General features: G+C 63.4%; 16 protein-coding genes and 1 tRNA gene. 9 read left to right on the top strand and 8 right to left on the bottom strand.

Translation table 11 applies throughout. From position 1 onward, the window contains the following. Positions 1-128: 128 nt before the first annotated feature. Complete coding sequence (locus ACEWFR_RS15165) at positions 129-758, bottom strand: MBL fold metallo-hydrolase (protein WP_374061846.1); 630 nt, start codon at positions 756-758, stop codon at positions 129-131. Positions 759-920: 162 nt separating this feature from the next. Between ACEWFR_RS15165 and ACEWFR_RS15160 the strand changes: the two genes are divergently transcribed. Then, positions 921-1,523, top strand: a complete 603-nt coding sequence (locus ACEWFR_RS15160; protein WP_374061845.1) for a PaaI family thioesterase — start codon at positions 921-923, stop codon at positions 1,521-1,523. A gap of 314 nt (positions 1,524-1,837) precedes the next feature. On the opposite strand, the gene ACEWFR_RS15155 is transcribed toward ACEWFR_RS15160, so the two are convergent. Both ACEWFR_RS15155 and ACEWFR_RS15150 read right to left on the bottom strand, forming a co-directional pair. Further along, positions 1,838-1,912, bottom strand: a tRNA-Glu gene (locus tag ACEWFR_RS15155). 176 nt (positions 1,913-2,088) lie between these two features. Continuing rightward, positions 2,089-3,342 carry a hypothetical protein gene (locus ACEWFR_RS15150; RefSeq protein ID WP_374061844.1) on the bottom strand — a complete coding sequence of 418 codons (1,254 nt, stop codon included), beginning with the start codon at positions 3,340-3,342 and terminating at the stop codon, positions 2,089-2,091. A 208-nt stretch (positions 3,343-3,550) separates the two neighbouring features. On the opposite strand from ACEWFR_RS15150, the gene ACEWFR_RS15145 reads away from it, so the two are divergent. After that, complete coding sequence (locus ACEWFR_RS15145; protein ID WP_374061843.1) at positions 3,551-4,129, top strand: MBL fold metallo-hydrolase; 579 nt, start codon at positions 3,551-3,553, stop codon at positions 4,127-4,129. A gap of 71 nt (positions 4,130-4,200) precedes the next feature. Here ACEWFR_RS15145 and ACEWFR_RS15140 read toward each other — a convergent pair whose 3' ends face one another. Beyond that, positions 4,201-5,037 carry an ATPase gene (locus ACEWFR_RS15140; protein ID WP_374061842.1) on the bottom strand — a complete coding sequence of 279 codons (837 nt, stop codon included), beginning with the start codon at positions 5,035-5,037 and terminating at the stop codon, positions 4,201-4,203. After that, positions 5,034-5,300 (bottom strand): DUF5827 family protein, encoded by a 267-nt coding sequence (locus ACEWFR_RS15135; protein WP_098726989.1) that lies wholly within the window; start codon positions 5,298-5,300, stop codon positions 5,034-5,036. Before ACEWFR_RS15135 ends, ACEWFR_RS15140 begins: the two co-directional genes overlap by 4 nt. A 184-nt stretch (positions 5,301-5,484) precedes the next feature. On the opposite strand from ACEWFR_RS15135, the gene ACEWFR_RS15130 reads away from it, so the two are divergent. Then, complete coding sequence (locus tag ACEWFR_RS15130) at positions 5,485-7,266, top strand: histidine kinase N-terminal 7TM domain-containing protein (protein ID WP_374061841.1); 1,782 nt, start codon at positions 5,485-5,487, stop codon at positions 7,264-7,266. 85 nt (positions 7,267-7,351) lie between these two features. Beyond that, positions 7,352-9,115, top strand: coding sequence for a histidine kinase N-terminal 7TM domain-containing protein (locus ACEWFR_RS15125; protein ID WP_374061840.1), 1,764 nt, complete (start codon positions 7,352-7,354; stop codon positions 9,113-9,115). Between the two features lie 99 nt (positions 9,116-9,214). Here the strand turns inward: ACEWFR_RS15125 and ACEWFR_RS15120 are convergent, their stop codons facing one another. Then, on the bottom strand, positions 9,215-10,354 hold the full coding sequence (locus tag ACEWFR_RS15120) for an RNA ligase (RefSeq protein WP_374061839.1): 1,140 nt from the start codon (positions 10,352-10,354) through the stop codon (positions 9,215-9,217). A 127-nt stretch (positions 10,355-10,481) separates the two neighbouring features. Between ACEWFR_RS15120 and ACEWFR_RS15115 the strand changes: the two genes are divergently transcribed. Beyond that, positions 10,482-11,174 carry an RNA ligase partner protein gene (locus ACEWFR_RS15115; protein ID WP_374061838.1) on the top strand — a complete coding sequence of 231 codons (693 nt, stop codon included), beginning with the start codon at positions 10,482-10,484 and terminating at the stop codon, positions 11,172-11,174. 13 nt (positions 11,175-11,187) lie between these two features. Here the strand turns inward: ACEWFR_RS15115 and ACEWFR_RS15110 are convergent, their stop codons facing one another. Beyond that, the gene (locus ACEWFR_RS15110) at positions 11,188-12,060 is read right to left on the bottom strand and encodes a UbiA family prenyltransferase (protein ID WP_374061837.1); all 873 of its coding nucleotides are present in this window, start codon (positions 12,058-12,060) and stop codon (positions 11,188-11,190) included. Between the two features lie 416 nt (positions 12,061-12,476). Between ACEWFR_RS15110 and sucC the strand changes: the two genes are divergently transcribed. From sucC to ACEWFR_RS15095, 3 genes are all read left to right on the top strand, one after another. Further along, positions 12,477-13,628: an ADP-forming succinate--CoA ligase subunit beta gene (gene sucC, locus ACEWFR_RS15105; RefSeq protein ID WP_374061836.1), complete on the top strand. Its 1,152-nt coding sequence runs from the start codon at positions 12,477-12,479 to the stop codon at positions 13,626-13,628. Next, on the top strand, positions 13,625-14,497 hold the full coding sequence (gene sucD / locus ACEWFR_RS15100) for a succinate--CoA ligase subunit alpha (protein WP_098726981.1): 873 nt from the start codon (positions 13,625-13,627) through the stop codon (positions 14,495-14,497). Before sucC ends, sucD begins: the two co-directional genes overlap by 4 nt. 191 nt (positions 14,498-14,688) lie before the next feature. Further along, positions 14,689-14,841 carry a hypothetical protein gene (locus ACEWFR_RS15095; RefSeq protein WP_374061835.1) on the top strand — a complete coding sequence of 51 codons (153 nt, stop codon included), beginning with the start codon at positions 14,689-14,691 and terminating at the stop codon, positions 14,839-14,841. A 165-nt stretch (positions 14,842-15,006) separates the two neighbouring features. Here the strand turns inward: ACEWFR_RS15095 and ACEWFR_RS15090 are convergent, their stop codons facing one another. Beyond that, positions 15,007-16,014, bottom strand: coding sequence for a hypothetical protein (locus ACEWFR_RS15090; protein WP_374061834.1), 1,008 nt, complete (start codon positions 16,012-16,014; stop codon positions 15,007-15,009). 274 nt (positions 16,015-16,288) lie between these two features. Between ACEWFR_RS15090 and rbcL the strand changes: the two genes are divergently transcribed. Beyond that, positions 16,289-17,539 carry a type III ribulose-bisphosphate carboxylase gene (rbcL, locus tag ACEWFR_RS15085; protein WP_374061833.1) on the top strand — a complete coding sequence of 417 codons (1,251 nt, stop codon included), beginning with the start codon at positions 16,289-16,291 and terminating at the stop codon, positions 17,537-17,539. The last annotated feature ends 128 nt before the right edge of the window (positions 17,540-17,667 follow it).

Here is a 17,667-nt window from a genome sequence, read left to right as displayed (position 1 = left end):
GTCCCGTTAGAAGCCGACTTGACATCCTCCCCTCCCTAACGCCCGAATGGCTGCAGGTAGTCCGTTTCCGTGCCGGCTCCAACCGCCGGACACCAGAGCGGTTCGGATTGACTTTGTGCTGTTTGCGGTCACTCGAGGTCCGCGATGAGCGTCTCGACCGGGTTGTGTCCGCTCTCCGTGACGTTGTCACCGTGGCTAAGCAGGACCGTCTCAAACTCGTACTCGGTGAGAACCGAGACGCTGTTGCGCGTCTGCTCATCGTCGGCATTGTAGTCTGGGGCGATGACTGCCAACGGCCCGCTCCAGTCCCCCGCCGCAGCGAACGGCGAGTCAGCGGAAACAACTGTATCTCCGGCCACGAGAATCTCCTCGTAGAGATAGGCCATATTGTCCGGCGTGTGGCCGGGCGCTGCAATCGGGGTGATGCCCCAATAGATGTTGTCGGTTGTGAGCGGATCGTCGACCTCGAGCCCGGCCGCTTCGAGAGCCACGACATCGCCGGCCGGGGCGGCAACGTCGAGGTCGTCGGTGGCCGCGCGCAACGCCGGGACGCCCCCATAGTGGTCGGTATCGCCGTGTTCGACGATAGCGACATCGATACCGTGTGCAGTCGCGATTTCGGTCAGTTGGTCGGCAGTATCCTCGCTTCCGGCGCCGAACAGGACCGTAGCGCGCTCGGTGTCGAGTACGTGGACCCCAAGTGGTTCATCGTACGCCCATTCCAATTCGTAGCTGTACACTCCGGGTCGGATTTCCATGCCACTCCTCATCTCACTATGGGCATTGTTACTAATCCTCATATAATGTGAGGGGGTGACAGCGATCAACTCTCGTCACAGCAGCGATCGATAGCTTTGGATAGCTCAGTCTGCCTGCCGGAGGCACAACCTCCACATAGTAATCTATTGTATCGGGTGACTATGGTCGACAACGGGGATGAAACGCGGACGGTCGAGTTGTCGCTATCAGCGTCCGAGTACGACCGATTACAAGCGGTAAGTAACGATCCAGACGGGGTCCTCAAGGATGCCCTTCGCCGGGAGTTGCGTGTCCGGGAGGGGATGGAAGCCGTTGAGGCACGGCGGCGCGGGGAAACCAATGACGATCTCGATCTCCCCTCACCGGGACCACCCTCGGACTCTCCCATCGGAAACCTGCTTGGCTGGGAGGTCGAGTCACTCGGCGACGGCGAAGCCGTCCTCTCGATGGAGGCAACTAGCCGGCACGCGAACCGGGGCGGTCCCGTTCAGGGCGGCGTCATCACCGCGCTGGCGGACACGACGACTGCGGTCGCGTTCATGACGACGCTCGAGGAGGGCGAATCGACGACGAACATCGAACTCAAGATTAACTTCCTTCGGCCGGTGTTCGAGGACCGCCTCGAGGCGACGGCCACGGTCGTCAACCGAGGCCGGACCCTCGGTCTCGTCCAGTGTGATGTACAGACATCTGAGGGAAAACTCGTCGCACGGCTCTCGACCACTTACATGGTCTTGCGTGGCGATCGAGCCGAGGGGCGCTGACTCGAGCGCTGTAGGCCTCCCCTGGGCATGTAGCGGTTCGGCAGCGGATGGAGTCCGAGACTGCGCTAGCAGATCGGATAGCCCGGCAAAACGGGGAAATCGCAAGACGGCGTGGCTGTGTGTGGATCCTTCGAATGTACTTGACCTAGGCGTTGAGTCGAACATGGATGACCTCTGCAGGCCAAAACCGCAAGAAGGGAACCGGATTGGGATGCTCCGACTGGGATTCGAACCCGATGCAAATCCTCGCTCCGCTCGGATTTCCGTGCTTCGAATCCCACCCGTGCGCGCTTCGCTCACTACGTTCGCTACAGTGCTCCGACTGGGATTCGAACCCAGGTCATTGCCGTGAGAGGGCAATATGATTGGCCGGACTACACCATCGGAGCGCGACGCGCCGTCTCGTTCCGGGCCCTGCGCCGCGGTGGTACACAGGACATCGAAGCGGGCGTCGTCTCTATTCAATCGTTGCGCAGTACGATGTTTAAGGATTCCGTTTCATTTCGGGGCTGTCGATCCCTGCCATGCGAGAGCGGATCAGTGGCCGACGTTTCGTCGGTAGTCGCTACTCGTCGAACGGCGACTTGGTCGCTTCCGGTTCGAATCCCTCGAGGCTGATGATGTTTTCGCGGCCAACGCGGAGCTTGCTGATGGTGCCGTCGTCTTCCATATCGGAGAGCAGCATGCTGACCTTGGACTTCGACCAGCCGGTTTCCTCGACGATGTTGACCTGTTTCATCCGGCCGCCGTTCTCTTGGATGAGCGTGACGACGCGGTCCTCGTCCGTCATGAGTTCCTCGTCGGAGAGTGGTTCGGGCTCACCGTCGGACTCACCATTCGTGTCGGCCGCTGCTGGCGGCGGCGCCGAACCGTCGGTAGAATCGGACGCTGTAGCGGCGACTTCCTCGCTACCGGGCCCGCGTCGTCGGTACCAGACCACTGCTGCAACGCCGATGCCTACACAGAGGAGGGCACCGACGAGATACCAGCCCAGACTGAGATCACTCATCGTCGCGAGGAGTCCGGTTTCGGCACTCCCGGCGCCGGGTCGATCGAACACCGCCCGGGGCCGGCCATCGATAAACTCTCGCTGGCCGCTCCACCGAACCGACGTCGCGTCCTCGAGCGAGGTGCCGGCGTACTGTCCGTCGTCGGGTTCGATAGATCGGAAGGTGAGATCGCCGCCCGCCTCGATCACGATCGCCTGATTGGATGCGAGCGGGAGACGTTCGAAGACGTCGCCGACGACGATCCGGTCCGCTTCGACGACGCCAAACTCCGTCCAGGTAAACGACATTTCGACAATGCCCGTCGCGGTAGATTCGTTCCCGGAAGCACCCGTGGCAGTGAACTGTTCTTCGACCTGCGCTGAGCGACGGAAGTTCGTCGCGTCCATCTCTCGACCGGTCGTCTGTGCACCGATTTCGGTCAGGGTACGCGATTGATTGGTGAATCCGTCGTACAGATCCGTCTCGTTGGCTTCGAACTCCTCGGCGAAGGTCTCGAAGTTCTCCCTGGCAGCGGTCGCGTTGTCATCGTTCGCGAACAGCCGTTCGTATCTGAAGGTCCACGTCGCGCTGCCGTTCTCGTGGACGGTGATCTCGAACGTCGTCTCGTCGAAGTCCTGCGTTTCCTGGGTAATGAGCGGGCTCCCGTCTGCCTGGGCGACCATCGTCGCGGATCGCGTCTCGGTTGGAGCCGGCTCCGTCACTGCTGGCGAAGCGGACCCAGTGTCGGCCAACGCGATCGGTCCGTAGACCCCGGTCACGAGCGCGAGGATAAGGAGAACGACGAATCCGACGGAGCCCGGCCGGTTCATTCGTCTACTCAGTACGTGCCAGAGCTAAAAATCCTTGTGAATAGCGGGATAGATGCAAATCGGATCACAGACCGGATGATCGGTGGAGCATTTCCGAGAGCCATGTGCTCGGGACTATCCAGACACTGGACTGGATCGTGGTGTCTTTGCTATCGCTGCTCAGGCCCGTGTCGATAGCCACAAATCACTCGACCGAGTAGCGCCAGCCATGATCACGAACCTCGCAGAAGGCGTACAGGCGTTTACCAGCAACGTCTTTCTCGTCCCCGGCGACCGGCCCGTGCTCGTCGATACGGGTGCGAACTTCGATCTCGTCGACGCCGTTCACGATCGAATCGACGACATCGACGCCGTCATCCTGACGCATACGCACCGCGATCATGTTGGAAACCTCCCGGCGGTGAAAGACGCCTTTGATGTCGACGCTTGGGGGTATGACACCTCGATCGACGGCGTCGACCACGCGATCGCGGACGAGGAGACGGTTCAACTGGGCGACCACGAGTACGTCGCGCTCCACACGCCGGGACACAAGGACGATCACCTCTGTTTTCACTCGAGCGACGCGAGCGTGTTGTTCGCGGGCGATCTCGTCTTCCAGAACGGGAGCTTCGGCCGTACCGATCTCGAGGAGGGCGACCGAGACGCCCTGATCGAGAGCATCGATCGGGTGCTCGAGCGGATCGATCCGAAACTCGAGGCGATGCACACCGGTCACGGACCGAGCGTGACGAGCGACCCCTACGATCACGTCGAACTGTCGGCGCAGATGGCGCGACAGATGTAGACTCGGCTCGTCCGGCCTCGAGTTTGCGAACTGGCTCCTCGTGGAGAGCCGTTAGAGCAGTCGGAAATCGGTTAGACCGATACTCGTCCGGCAGCGTCGAGTAACTCGTCGTAGGCGTGATCGTACGCGCGGGCGATCCGTGCGGGATCGTCCCGTGCGTCACTGTCGAGCGGTGGCAGCCGGACGCGCTCGAGCGGATCGAGATAGTCGAGTGCGTCGGGGACGCGTTTCTCGAGCGTTCCGTCTCTGGGGCTCGAGCTTGCGACCTCGCAGGCCCGACAGTAGCGATCGCCGTCGTATATCCGAACGCGACCGGGTTCGACGGCCGCGACGGCGGCGATCGACGCGGGATCAAGTGACGCGAGCGGGAGTGCAATGTCGCTGTAGGATTCGACGACGGCGACCTCGGCCGCCTCGATCTCGTCGGCCAGCCGTTCGAACGCGGGGACGTACTCCCGTTCGGCGAGGTCGTTGAACTCCTCGACGGTCTCGACGGGAATCGCGTCCGCGAGCGGAAGGGCGTCGGCGACAGCGTTCGGAATCTCGGCGGTCGCGTTGCGGACGAATAACGACTCGTCGACCCCGCGACCGATCCGGTCAACGACGAACTCCCGATCGGTCCGCCCGAGTAGGCCGCTTCCGCCATCAGGGGTGGGCCGCCAGAGCCGGTGGACGGGATTGAGTCGTTCGGGCGGTCGGCCCCGGCCGTCTGCTGCCGTGAGCCGCATTGCATCTTTGCCATAGAGCCGCCCGCCGTCGAGGGCGCGACGGCAGTCGTCGTGGTCGAACCAGAAGTCGTTGCCGGCGCGGGGCTTGTAGCCGGCCGCGCCGGTTCGATCGAGCAGACCGGCCGAGAACGTGGTCTTGCCGGCATCGACGCGATCGGCACCGACCACGAGGAGGATCATTCGCTCAGGCCGTAGTAGCCGGGTTCGTCTTCGTCGCGGGGCTCAGCGACCACGAGGTCGTCGGCGTTGGTCATGACCCACGGAATCGCCCAGTCGAGCAGGATGTCCTCGGTTTCGGGCTCGAGTTCGGCGTCGGGTTCGACGCCCTGCAACAATCGAGCGATCTCGTAGACGGTGTACATCTGGTCGTCTTCGAGGAGCTCCGCCGGCGTGTAGAAGTCACACGGCGGGAGGTTCTCGAATTCCGATTTGGGGACGGGCATACACCACCGTACCGTCGGCCAGTGCCTAAATGGTTCGTTCCCGATCGACCGATCGAGACGGGAGCGGACCGCCGACCACGATCTTCACGCGTTTGTGATGAGCGCCGCTTTCGGACCGGCGAAAGCGTTGGAAGCGTGCGAAATGGCCATTGCACTTTATATACTCGGTACTCGACTACGAACGATGATACAGGGACTTGACCCCATCCTCTTGATTTACATTCTTTCGGCGCTGTTGAGCGGTGCACTCGCGGTGATTCTCTGGCAGCACCACGGGAAGACCGGTGTGATCCCGCTTCTCGGGACCGTCCTCGCGGTGGGGTTGTGGGACGTGTCGCTAGTGTTGCTATCCGTTATCGGTCATCCCCTTGCAACTACCGTACTGACCGGAACGTTATTCCTGGGCGTCGGATTCGCGACGATGACGTTTCTCGTCTTTACCCTCGTGTACACCGGACGGGAGCAGTTCCTCACGACGCCGATACTCGCCGTCCTGTCGGCCGAACCAATATTGTTGGCCGTCCTCGCCGTCGTCAATCCGTCTCATCTCTTTTTCGAGTCGTTCAACGGTACCCTCGAGCCCGGCCCGCTACTCTGGATTCACCTCGGCTACGCCTACCTCGTTTTGGGACTGGTGACGGTCCTCATACTCGGATTTCTCTACCGGTCCCGGTCGCTGTACAAGGGCCAGAGTGCAGCACTCCTCGTCGGAACGCTCGCGACCTGGATCGCAAACGGCGTCTACGTCGCCGGCTTCGTCGAGTTCGATACGTCACCGATCGGATTCGTCGTGGCCGGATCGTTGTACGCGGTCGCCATCGTTCGCTACCGACTGGCCGACGTCGTCCCGATCGCCCGCGATCGCGTCATCGATACCGTCACTGACGGCGTCTTCGTCATCGACACGGACGACCGGATCATCGATATCAACCCCGCCGCGCGGGACCTGTTCGAGGGCGCCGACAGCTCCGTGATCGGAACCGACGTCCACTCGTTTATTGCCGGCTATCCCGTGCTGGAAGAGCAGTACGACGAGATCACGACTGCCCCCGTCGAGTCGGAGCGGGAGTTTTCGCTCGGTACCGTCGCCTACCACGTCCGGTCGACGCCGATCGAGGACAGCCGAGATCGCCACGTCGGCTGGCTGCTCATCATCCGTGACATTACCGAACGGAAACGCCACGAAGAACGCCTCGAGCAACAGAATGACCGTCTGGAACAGTTCGCGAACATCGTATCCCACGACCTTCGAAACCCGCTGAACGTCGCGGACGGCTACCTCGATCTCGCTCGCGAGGCCGACAATCCGGCCCAGTATTTCGACGAGATCGATCGATCACACGACCGAATGGAGACGATCATCGAGGACGTGCTCGCGCTCGCCCGGGAGGGCTCGGCGGTCACCGATCCCGAACCGGTCTCACTCGCCGATCTCGCCGAGCAAGCCTGGGAGAGCGTCGACACCGGCGATGCCACTCTCTCCGTGACGTCCGATCTGACGATTCTCGTCGACCCGAAGCGGATTACACGCCTATTCGAGAACCTGTTTCGGAACAGCGTCGAACACGGGACACCGGACGAAACGGACGACGGCGCGGACCCGATCGGGTCGCCGCTCGAGGTCGAGGTGGGCACTATCGGCGCGGACGATGGCGGAGGGTCGATGGGATTCTACGTTTCCGACGATGGTCTGGGACTGCCCGACGAGGGTGAAGACGTCTTCGAGGACGGCTACACGACCAACGCGGAGGGAACCGGATTCGGCCTGAGCATCGTCCAGGGAATCGCGACCGCTCACGGCTGGACCGTCACTGCCGGTGAGGGCGAGCGCGGCGGTGCCAGATTTGACTTTACCGGTGTCGATTCCGACGGTGCCAGCGAGTCCGGCGCGGACGGTTCAGTTGGGACACTCGGATCTCCCGTGCGAGCCTCCGATGGACAGTCATCGGATACGACGCCGTCCTGAACCGACGCCGTCGGGCAGTCTATTGGTCGTTTGACCGATACTATCGGCCGGTGCCTATTACTTGATCCGGGCTACCTATCAGGCGATGGCGGATCTCCTGTCGATCACCCAGACGATCTATCTGCTCGCCACGCTCACGGCCATCGTGGCGAGCGCCTTCCTCTGGCAGTATCGGAATCGAACCGGCGCGGTGACGCTCCTGTCGCTGCTGGGTGGGCTCGCGATCTGGAACGGATCGGTCTCGCTCCTCCTCGTCACTGATAGCGTCACGGTCGCCTCGATTTCGCTCCGAACGGTGTCGGTCGGTGTCGCACTCGTCTCGCTGATGAAACTCCTGTTCGTCCTCGAGTACACCGGGCGGGAACGCTTGCTTCGGCCGCGGATCGTCGGTGCGCTCGCGATTCCGTCGGTGGCTCTCGTGCTCTTGGCGTACACCAATCCGGGCAATCTCCTGTATACGACGCTGGAGCCGGCCACGGCGGGAGCGATACCGATCACCTACGAGTTCGGCCCCGCAGTCGTGCTCTACCTCGGGTACGCGTACGCAGTGAACGCCGCTACTACCGCGATGATCCTCAAGTTCCTGTATCGATCGCGGGCGGTGTATCGCGGACAGAGTTTCGTCCTGCTCGGTGCGGCGGTGGCACCCTGGCTCGCACACGGAATTTACTTGCTCGACCTCGTCGCGATCGATCTGATGCCGATCGGTGGTATCACGTCGGGCATTCTGTTTACGGTCGCCGTCGTTCGGTACCGACTGTTGGACCTCATGCCAATCGCCCGCGATCGAGTGTTCGACAGCGTCTCCGACGCGATCTTCGTCATCGACGATACCGACCGCCTCATCGATATCAACCCCGAAGGCCACCGGCTGCTCGATCGCGTCGGCGACGATACCGCGTCCCCCATCGGTCGACCGTTCCAACCGTTGTTCGCCGGAACGGAGTTCTGTGACCACTACGAGACCCTCACCGACGGCGGGGAACGGACGGCCGTACGAGCGACGATCGACTCATCCCATTTCCTGCTGACGGGGACGCCGATCGACGACGACCGAAATCAACACGTCGGCTGGCTGTTGATCGCCCGCGACATCACCGACCGGACGAACCGCGAATCGAAACTCGAGGAATCGAATGCCCGTCTCGAGGAGTTCGCCACCATCGTCTCGCACGATCTCCGGAACCCGCTAACCGTCGCCAGGGGCTATCTCGAACTCGCGTCCGAAACGGACGACAACGACGGGTATTTCGACGAAATCGAACGCTCTCACGAGCGGATGGAAACGATCATCGAGGACGTCCTCACGCTCGCCCGCGAGGGGACGGCCGTCACCGATCCGGAGCCCGTTGCGCTCGCTACGGTCGCCGAAACGGCCTGGAACGGCGTCGATACCGGCTCGGCATCGCTCGCTATCGACGCGGACGTCTCGGTCTTCGCGGACCGGACGCGGTTGACGCGGTTGCTCGAGAACCTGTTTCGCAATTCGATCGACCACGGGACGGAGAGCACGGACGGTGCCGGCCTCGAGATTCGAGTGGGAACGATCGACGACTCCGCAGACGACTCTTTCGGCGGGTTTTACGTCGAGGACGACGGCATCGGTATTCCGGCCTGCCGACGGGAGAGGGTCTTCGAAGGCGGGTACACGACGGACGAGGAGGGAACGGGGTTCGGGCTCTCGATCGTCGACCGGATTTCGACGGCCCACGGCTGGACGAGCGGCAGTACCGAAAGCGAGACCGGCGGTGCCAGATTCGAATTCCGTGGGGTCGATTCGGCCCCCGATTCGAGCCCGACGGAGTCCGCTTCCGGGGCTGATATCGAGGCCGAGTTGCCACGGGACTGAACCGCTCGTTCGACTCGCGCCTATCGGACAGAACTCGCGATTTGTCCTCTTTCCCCGGTAATTCGTCCAGATCCTCCGCCATTCATCCAGTTTCTCCGGTCATTCGTCTCGCGTCCCACCGTCCAGATAGTACCGGATCCGGTCCCGACTCGATTCGGCTACCTTCACGAACTCGACGACGCGCTCATCGTCTTCCCGGCGATCGGCCTCGAACTCGAGCGTCAGTGATTGCTCGCGCAGGTGCTCGAGAAGCGCGTCGATCGAGTCGGGATCGCCCCTGACCGTGTGTCGTTCCCCGACGGTTTCGCCGTCCGCCACGTCCCGAATAGTCGAGACCATCGGCTCGAGGATCGATTCGCCGAGCGCATGCGCCCGCGCCCTGAGGCGAGCATCGGTTCCGTCCAACTCGGCCGCCTGAAACGCGTCCCGAACGATTCGGGAAAAGACGAAGTCACGGCCGTGATCGAAGGGGAGCGAGAACGCGTACGCGAGCTCCTCGTGGTGCTGTGATTCGGTCGTGTACTTGACCATCGACTGCCCGTCTGCCGACTTCAGGACGACGCCCTCCCGTCCCGCCGCATCGAGTTCGTCGATCGTCTCTTCGACCGTCTCACGTGCGGTCGACGGCTCCGTCCGACCGAAGTGTCGCGGTTGTCCGAACCCGTACTCCTCGCAGCGGGACCGGCGATCGGCGACGGAAAGTGGCGCACCGGACTCGCGGTCACGGATGTCGATCACCCTGAACTCGTGGGTGTCGACGCCCTCGTAGTCGTGGGTCGTGTACGGCGTCTCCGGTCCGATCAGTTCGGTACAGAGGACTGTCTCCGGATGGCTCGAAAAGAACTCCTCGAGCGGGAGGCGCTCGTGCGCCCGTGCCGTCGTAAACGGGCAGACGTAACCGCTTCTGGTAAACGCGAGGGGCTTTCCGGAGCCGGCTCCAACAGCTGCGATCCGGACGTTGAACCCGTCGAGTTTCTCCTCGATCGCGACCGTCTCGTTCGCCTCGAAAAACGAGGGAATACCGGGATCGAGAACGAGGATCCGCGGAACGCTCGGATAGCCGCGAACGACGACGTCACTCTCCTCGACGATGACGGTTCCACGCTCCACGCCGTGGCGAGTTGCGGTGAGCACGTGGTGTGTTCGGCCGGCAGCCGACCGCTCCTCGAAGTGCTCGAAGAGGTCGGCGGCCTCCTCCGTGGTCGCACCGAGCCGCTCGAGGTACTCGTCGCGGTCCATACGTCGTCGACCACGTTCCCGGTGAAAAACACCCGGTCGATCACCGATCGTCGATCGCTTCGGCCGTCCGCCGCGCCGAATCGATCGCGGGATGAGGTCTATGTGGATTCCCGTCCAACTGAGGACTATGCCCGGTGAACTGCCGCGTCAACGGTTCGTCCTCGACACGTCGCTGTTCATTACCGAGGAGATCCGTCGCGACGACGACGAATCGCTCGAGGACGCCGTGGTCCGCCTGCTCGATCTCGTCGCGACCGCGCGGCTCGAACTCAACATTTCCTGTTACGTGCCGCCGTCGATCCACGACGAACTCGCGACGATGCTGCGCGATCGAGACATCGACGAGGCGGTGTTCTCGCGGCTCGACACGTGGGTCGTTCGCAAGAGTCCCGACCGGTACGGCGTCAGGATTCCGGCGAACATCGTCTACAACTTCATCGACGAGATGAGCGACCGCGTGGACCGCGGCCTCCGCGTCTCGGAGAAGGCGATCCGCGAGGTCGAACAGCTCGATCCCGAATCGCTCGCCGGTGGCTCGAACGCCGACGACGGGCGCGAGGAGTACATGACCGACGCCGATCGCATTCTCTCGGACATGCGTGACAAGTACCGTCGGGCGCTCCGGCGGGGCGTGCTCGACTCTCGCGAGGACTTTGACCTGCTGGTTCTCGCTCGAGAGTTAGACGCCGGTGTCGTCACCGAGGATCGGGGCATCATCTCCTGGGCCGACGAGTTCGGCCTCCGGTACGTCCGCGGGGGGCAGTTTCCGACGCTACTCGAGGAGTACCTGCGGGCGACCGGCGTTGAAGACGACGACTGAGAACGGTTACGGGTCACCAGACCAGCCACTCGAGCGCGCAGACGATGGCGGCCAGAAAGACGTGTTCGCCGTCGACGACGAAGCCGTAGTAGAGCGGGCCGCGATCGGGGGTCGCGAAGGGCACGTAGGCGCAAACGTAGGCGTTCATCGCGAGGACGACGAGGAACTCGCGCGGTATCGTGCCCGTCGCCGCGAGGGCGACGACCGCGACGGCGACGGCGACTGTTGCCACCAGCGACCCCACCCGCGTCGCTCGCGGACCGAACAGGTTCGGAACCGTCGGGATGTCTTCTTCGCGGTCGCCCTCGATGTCTTTCACGTCGAATACCACCGCGGCGATGGTGATCATGACCGTCACGTAGGCGAACAGGAACAGGATCTCGAGCGAAGCGAGCCGATCGTAGTAGTAGCCGACGCCGAGCGGGATCGCGCCCCACGCGAGGCCGACGACGAGGTTCTTCACGAGGAAGGTCCGTTTGACGCCGCCGAGGGAGTAGATCAGTGCGACCGCGAGCGGGAGGAACAGGTACGCGGCCCCCGAGAGGTCGAGCGCGACGGCGATCCCGATCGCGGCGACGTAGAGGACGATCCCCGCCGTCAGCCAGAGGCGGCCGTACCGCTTCGTAAACGCCGCGCGCCGCGGGACGTTTCGCTCGTCTTCCTCGAGATCGGTGAACCGATTGACGGTGTAGACGAACATCGTCACCGCGAAGACGATGAACAGCGGCAGGGGCTCGAGCGGGAGGTCCGCGAGGAGTATCGTCGTGACGGCCACGCTGACCGTCGCCAGCGAGATAAAGAGGTTGCTGTGAACCAGAAACCGCAGCACGGCCGTTATCGACGACAGCCACCCCGACTGTCGACGAGTTGCGGTAGGGTTGGTCACAGGGCGGCCTCTACGCGTCGGTAGGGAGAGGCGAGCATTGAATGCTCTGCTGGCGGTCGGTGCTCGAGTCAGCGTCGAACTGTTCGGCTCCCGGCGCTCGAGGCCAGTATAACTCTCCTATACCGTGTCTCGTGTTTGCAGCCTATATGCTCGAGTCCGAGGCGTTCCGCAGTCTCTCTCGAACGGACGGTCGATGATGGCATTGAAGATCGACCACTCGTGACGCCGCTGCGGCGTCGGGTTCGGACGCGTGATTGTCTCTTCCCCACTTCACTTGAAAACCCACACAAACGTAGCGAACGAGAACACGCTACGGGATTAACATCGGTCGTGTCGTTGATACACGTCGATGGATACCCGGTGCCGAGTGGAAACTGGCAGGATTTAAGCAAGGTCGGAACGCCCGTTTGAATGGTATGAAATTACACGAGTACCAGGCGAAGCAGGTCTTCGCCGATGCCGGGGTACCGACGCCGGACTCGCAGCTCGCGTCCGACGTCGACGGCGTCGTCGCCGCGGCCGAGGAAATCGGCTATCCAGTCGCGGTCAAGGCACAGGTACAGGTCGGCGGCCGGGGGAAAGCCGGCGGGATCAAACTCGTTGACGACGCGGACGAGGCCCGCGAGGCGGCCGAGTCCATCCTCGGAATGGATCTGAAGGGGTATCACGTGGATCGCGTCCTCGTCGAGGAAGCGGTCGACTTCACGAACGAACTCTACGTCGGGATCACGATGGACCGCGGCGAGGGCAAACCCGTCGCGATGGTCTCGACCAAGGGCGGGGTCAATATCGAGGAGGTCGCCGAGGAGGATCCCGAGGCGATCGCCCGCGAACACATCGATCCCTCCTTCGGGATGCACCCCTATCAGGCCCGCAAGGCCGTCTACGACGCCGGCGTCGATCAGTCCGTCGCGCGTGACGTCTCGAGCGTTCTCACGACCCTCTATCAGCTCTGGGACGACAAGGACGGCGCTGACGCCGAGATCAACCCGCTGATGGTCACCAGCGACAACGAGGTCATTGCGGCCGACGCCGTGATGAACATCGACGAGGACGCGCTGTTCCGCCAGCCCGAACTCGCCGAGATGGAGGAGGCGGCCGCCGGCGGCGACGAACTCGAGCAGAAGGCCGACGAGTACGGCTTCGACTACGTCCGTCTCGACGGCAACGTCGGCATCATCGGCAACGGTGCCGGACTCGTGATGACGACGCTGGATCTGGTCGACCACTACGGCGGCAAGCCCGCCAACTTCCTGGACGTCGGCGGCGGCGCGAAGGCTGCCCGCATCGCGAACGCGCTCGATATGGTGTTCTCCGACGACAACGTCGATTCGGTCGTCTTCAACATCTTCGGCGGCATCACGCGCGGCGACGAGGTCGCCCGCGGGATCAACGAGGCCTTGGAGCAGTTCGACGAGATCCCCAAGCCGGTCGTCGTCCGACTGGCCGGGACCAACTGGGAGGAAGGCATGGAGATTCTGAACGAGGACCTCGTGACGGTCGAACAGACCCTCGAGGACGCGGTCCAACGTGCTGTCGAGTACGCTGGGGAGGTGAACGACCAATGAGTGTACTAGTCGACGACGACACGCGCGTCGTGGTACAGGGCATCACCGGCGGGGAAGGCAAGTTCCACGCCGAACAGATGATGGAGTATGGCACCAACGTCGTCGCCGGCGCGGTTCCCGGCAAAGGCGGCCAGGAGACCGCAGGCGTGCCGGTCTACGACACGGTTCACGAAGCAGTCGACGAGGAGAACGCGGATACGTCCGTCATCTTCGTCCCGCCGGCGTTCGCCGGCGACGCCGTCTTCGAGTCGCTCGATTCGGGTCTCGACCTCGCAGTCGCGATCACGGAGGGCATCCCGACCCAGGACATGGCGCGAGTCAACAAGCGCCTCTCCGAGACGGATACCCGCCTCATCGGTCCGAACTGTCCCGGCCTCATCACGCCCGGCGAGGCCAAACTCGGCATTCTCCCCGGCAACATCTTCTCCGAGGGGAACGTCGGGCTGGTCTCCCGCTCGGGCACCCTGACCTACCAGGTCGTCGACAGCCTGACCAATCGCGGCATCGGTCAGACCACCGCCATCGGTATCGGCGGCGACCCGATTATCGGGACGGACTTCGTCGACGCCCTCGAACTCTTCGAGGACGATCCCGAGACCGACGCCATCGTCATGTGCGGCGAAATCGGCGGCGAGGACGAAGAGGAAGCCGCCGCGTTCATCGACGACTACGTCGACACGCCGGTCGCCGGCTTCATCGCCGGCCGCACCGCGCCACCGGGCAAGCGGATGGGCCACGCCGGTGCGATCGTCTCCGGCTCCGGGACCGGGACCGCCGAGAGCAAGATCAACGCGCTCAACGACGCCGGCGTCCCCGTCGGCGACACCCCCGAGGAAGTCGCCGACCACATCGAAGGTTTCCTCGACTAACGCCGCGGTCTCACTCTCGAGTCGACCCGTGACTGACGCAGCGGGCCGTTTCTCTCCTATTCTCTCGTTTCGGCGACTCGAGCCGACTCGCTTCTCGAGTGACGAGTAGCGTCGCCGTTACCGGCACGGTACGGTCGCCCCGTCGCTCTCCCGCAGCATGATCATGGGCGCGTCATCCGTCAGTGTCTCATATGCCAGTCTGGCTGGAGTGCGACAGCTGCGGGAACGAGCATACGATTCCGGAGCGGGTCGACGATCCCGGCGGTGGAACGTGCTGTCCCGAGTGCGGTGAGCGCCCGTACACGGTTCGGCGGGCCGACATCGTGTGGCACCCGGATCCGTAACGTCTCGAGCGCACCACAGTCGAGCGCACAGAAACGGTCTCCGACAGAACAGTCGAGTCCAGGGAGATCAAACGCCCAAAACGGTCAAGCACCAAAACAGGCGAGAACGCAGGAACGAACGCGTCTCAGTCGTACGGGTATTGCCGTGACCGATTTCGGGGACAGTTAGAAGAGCCCACCAAGGATACCGCGGATTTTGGACAGGAGACCGGCGGAGCCGCCGTTCGTTTCCGCGTGATCCGAAGCGGACTCGCTGTCATCTCTGCCGGTGGCGGGTTCGGACGCGGTGTCGTCCTCCTCGAGATCGGAACTTACGTCGTCGCGCCGGTTCGCGTCGGCGTCGACGCTCGAGTCCGATATCGTCTCGGAACCGTCGTCGGAGATGATCTCGGGTGCCGACGATGTGTCGGATTCGGGTTTCCCCTCGGTATCGTTCGGGGAGGCGGATTCGTCGACGTCGCCGTCAGTGTGGTCCGTGATCGGCTCGGCCGCGTCGGATTGCTCGACAGCAGCCGTATCGTCGGTCGCGTCGTCGATCACGTCAGCAGCCGTATCGTCGGTCGCGTCGTCGATCACGTCAGCAGCCGTATCATCGGCCGCGTCGTCGGTCACGTCAGCAGCCGTATCATCGGCCGCGTCGTCGGTCACGTCAGCAGCCGTATCGTCGGCCGCGTCGTCGGTTGCGTCGGTTGATTCCCAGTCAGGTGTCGCGTCTGCGTTCTCCTCGAGTCGGCCTTCGTCGCCCGTCTCGACGCCGTCCGTCCTCGCGTCGTCTGCGGGGTCGATCCAGAGGAACTCCCCGTCGGTCTCCTTCGACCGGCCGGTGAGCAGGAGATCCGCGAGCTCGTCGTCGTCGGCCAGCAGGTCCGCATCGACCGTCGCGTCGGGCTCGGGGTCCGGCTCGTCCGCGCTTGCGATGATATCGTCCGGGCTCTCGTCCGCGAGAATGTCGTCGGCCCCGTTCTCATCGCCGGCGTCCGTCCGAAGCTGGTCGAAGACGTCGGCGGCCGTCTGATCTTCGACGGCGTCGGACCCGTCCCCGTCGTCGGTCTCGACTCGTTGGTCGCCCCCTGAATCCCCGTCCGACTCGATCTCCCCGAAGAGATCATCGACGCTCGAGCCCACCTCGAACCCGCCGTCGGCCGACTGCGTGTCTGTCGTACTATCAGTCATGAAATCCTTCTGTGCTAGTCGATTATCACGCGACTTTAATTTTTGGAATTTTTTCAGTCACGTGAATTGAGATTGATGACGTATTAGTGTGCTGGCCATCGGCGCGGATCGACGCCCGTGGATGTTGACAATCGACCAGTTGAACGCCGTCGAAGCCGTTGATTCGGCAAACTGTCGATTGAGGGGACTGGGTCGCGGTTCCACCACTCGTCGACAGCCAGTGAGAGTCCGGCACAAGTCCTATTAGTCGGGACGATGAATGCGATGCGTTACCATGACCGGAATCGAGTACGACGACTTTCTGGACCTCGGGTACGAGCCCGCGGCAACGGAACTGATCTGTGAATTCGCGATCGAACCAGCCGCGGACATGTCGATGGAGGCGGCGGCGAGCCGCGTCGCTTCCGAGTCCTCGAACGGAACCTGGGCGGCGCTGCACGTCGACGAGGACGAACTGACGGATCTCGGCGCGGTGGCCTGTGGGATCGACGGCGACGCGGTCACCGTTTCCTACCCCGCGGCGCTGTTCGAGGCTGGCAGCATGCCCCAGATCCTCTCGTGTATCGCCGGGAACATTCTCGGGATGAAGGCCGTCGACTCGATCCGGCTCGAGGACTGTCACTGGCCGGAGTCGATCGTGAGCGGCTTTCCGGGGCCGCAGTTCGGGACGAGCGTCGCCCGGGAGAAACTCGATGCGGGCGACCGGCCGGTGCTGGCGACGGTACCGAAACCGAAGGTCGGTCTCTCGACCGCGGCCCACGCCCGCATCGGCGAGGAGGCCTGGCGCGGCGGCATCGATCTGCTGAAAGACGACGAGAACCTCACCGATCAGGACTTCAACCCCTTCCGAGACCGACTCACGGAGAGTCTCGCCGCCCGCGATCGTGCACAGGAGGAGACGGGCGAGCGCAAGGACTATCTCGTGAACGTGACCGCGGAGACGTCCGAAATGCTCGAGCGCGTCGATCTCGTGGCGGAACACGGCGGCGGGTTCGTCATGGTTGACGTGATCACCGCCGGCTGGGCAGCCGTCCAGTCGGTACGGGAGCGATGCGAGGATCACGGGCTGGCGATCCATGCCCACCGCGCGATGCACGCCGCCTTCGACCGGCTGGACCACCACGGCGTCTCGATGCGCGTCATCGCCCAGATCGCCCGTCTCTGCGGCGTCGATCACATTCACACCGGTACTGCGGGGCTGGGAAAACTCGCGAACGAGGACACGCCGGGGATCAACGAGTGGCTCACGGGCGACTGTCACGGCCTACAGCCCGTGCTTCCGGTCGCCTCCGGTGGTCTTCACCCCGGCGTCGTCGACCAGTTGCTCGAGGCCCTCGGAACGGACATCATCGTCCAGGCCGGCGGCGGTGTTCACGGCCACCCCGACGGCACCCACGCGGGCGCGAAAGCGCTCCGTCAGTCAGTCGACGCCTCGATGGCGGGCGCCAGTCTCGAGGCCTACGCCGACGACCACGCGGAGCTGGCGACGGCGCTCGAGAAGTGGGGTGCTGAGACACCGCGGTGACGCTATAGTAGCCACCGAAAGTCATTGCACGCCCGATCGACCGACAGCTTTCCGATCAGTGTGTGAACCGTTTCAGTGGCTACTATCGTTCTATCCCCGGTCACGCGTCGCTTCGACCGATTACTTCT

The sequence above is a fragment of the Natrinema sp. H-ect4 genome, from assembly GCF_041894845.1.
Taxonomy (GTDB): domain Archaea; phylum Halobacteriota; class Halobacteria; order Halobacteriales; family Natrialbaceae; genus Natrinema.
The sequence above is the reverse complement of the archived record's forward strand: the minus strand, read 5'-3'. Positions and strand labels throughout refer to the sequence as shown.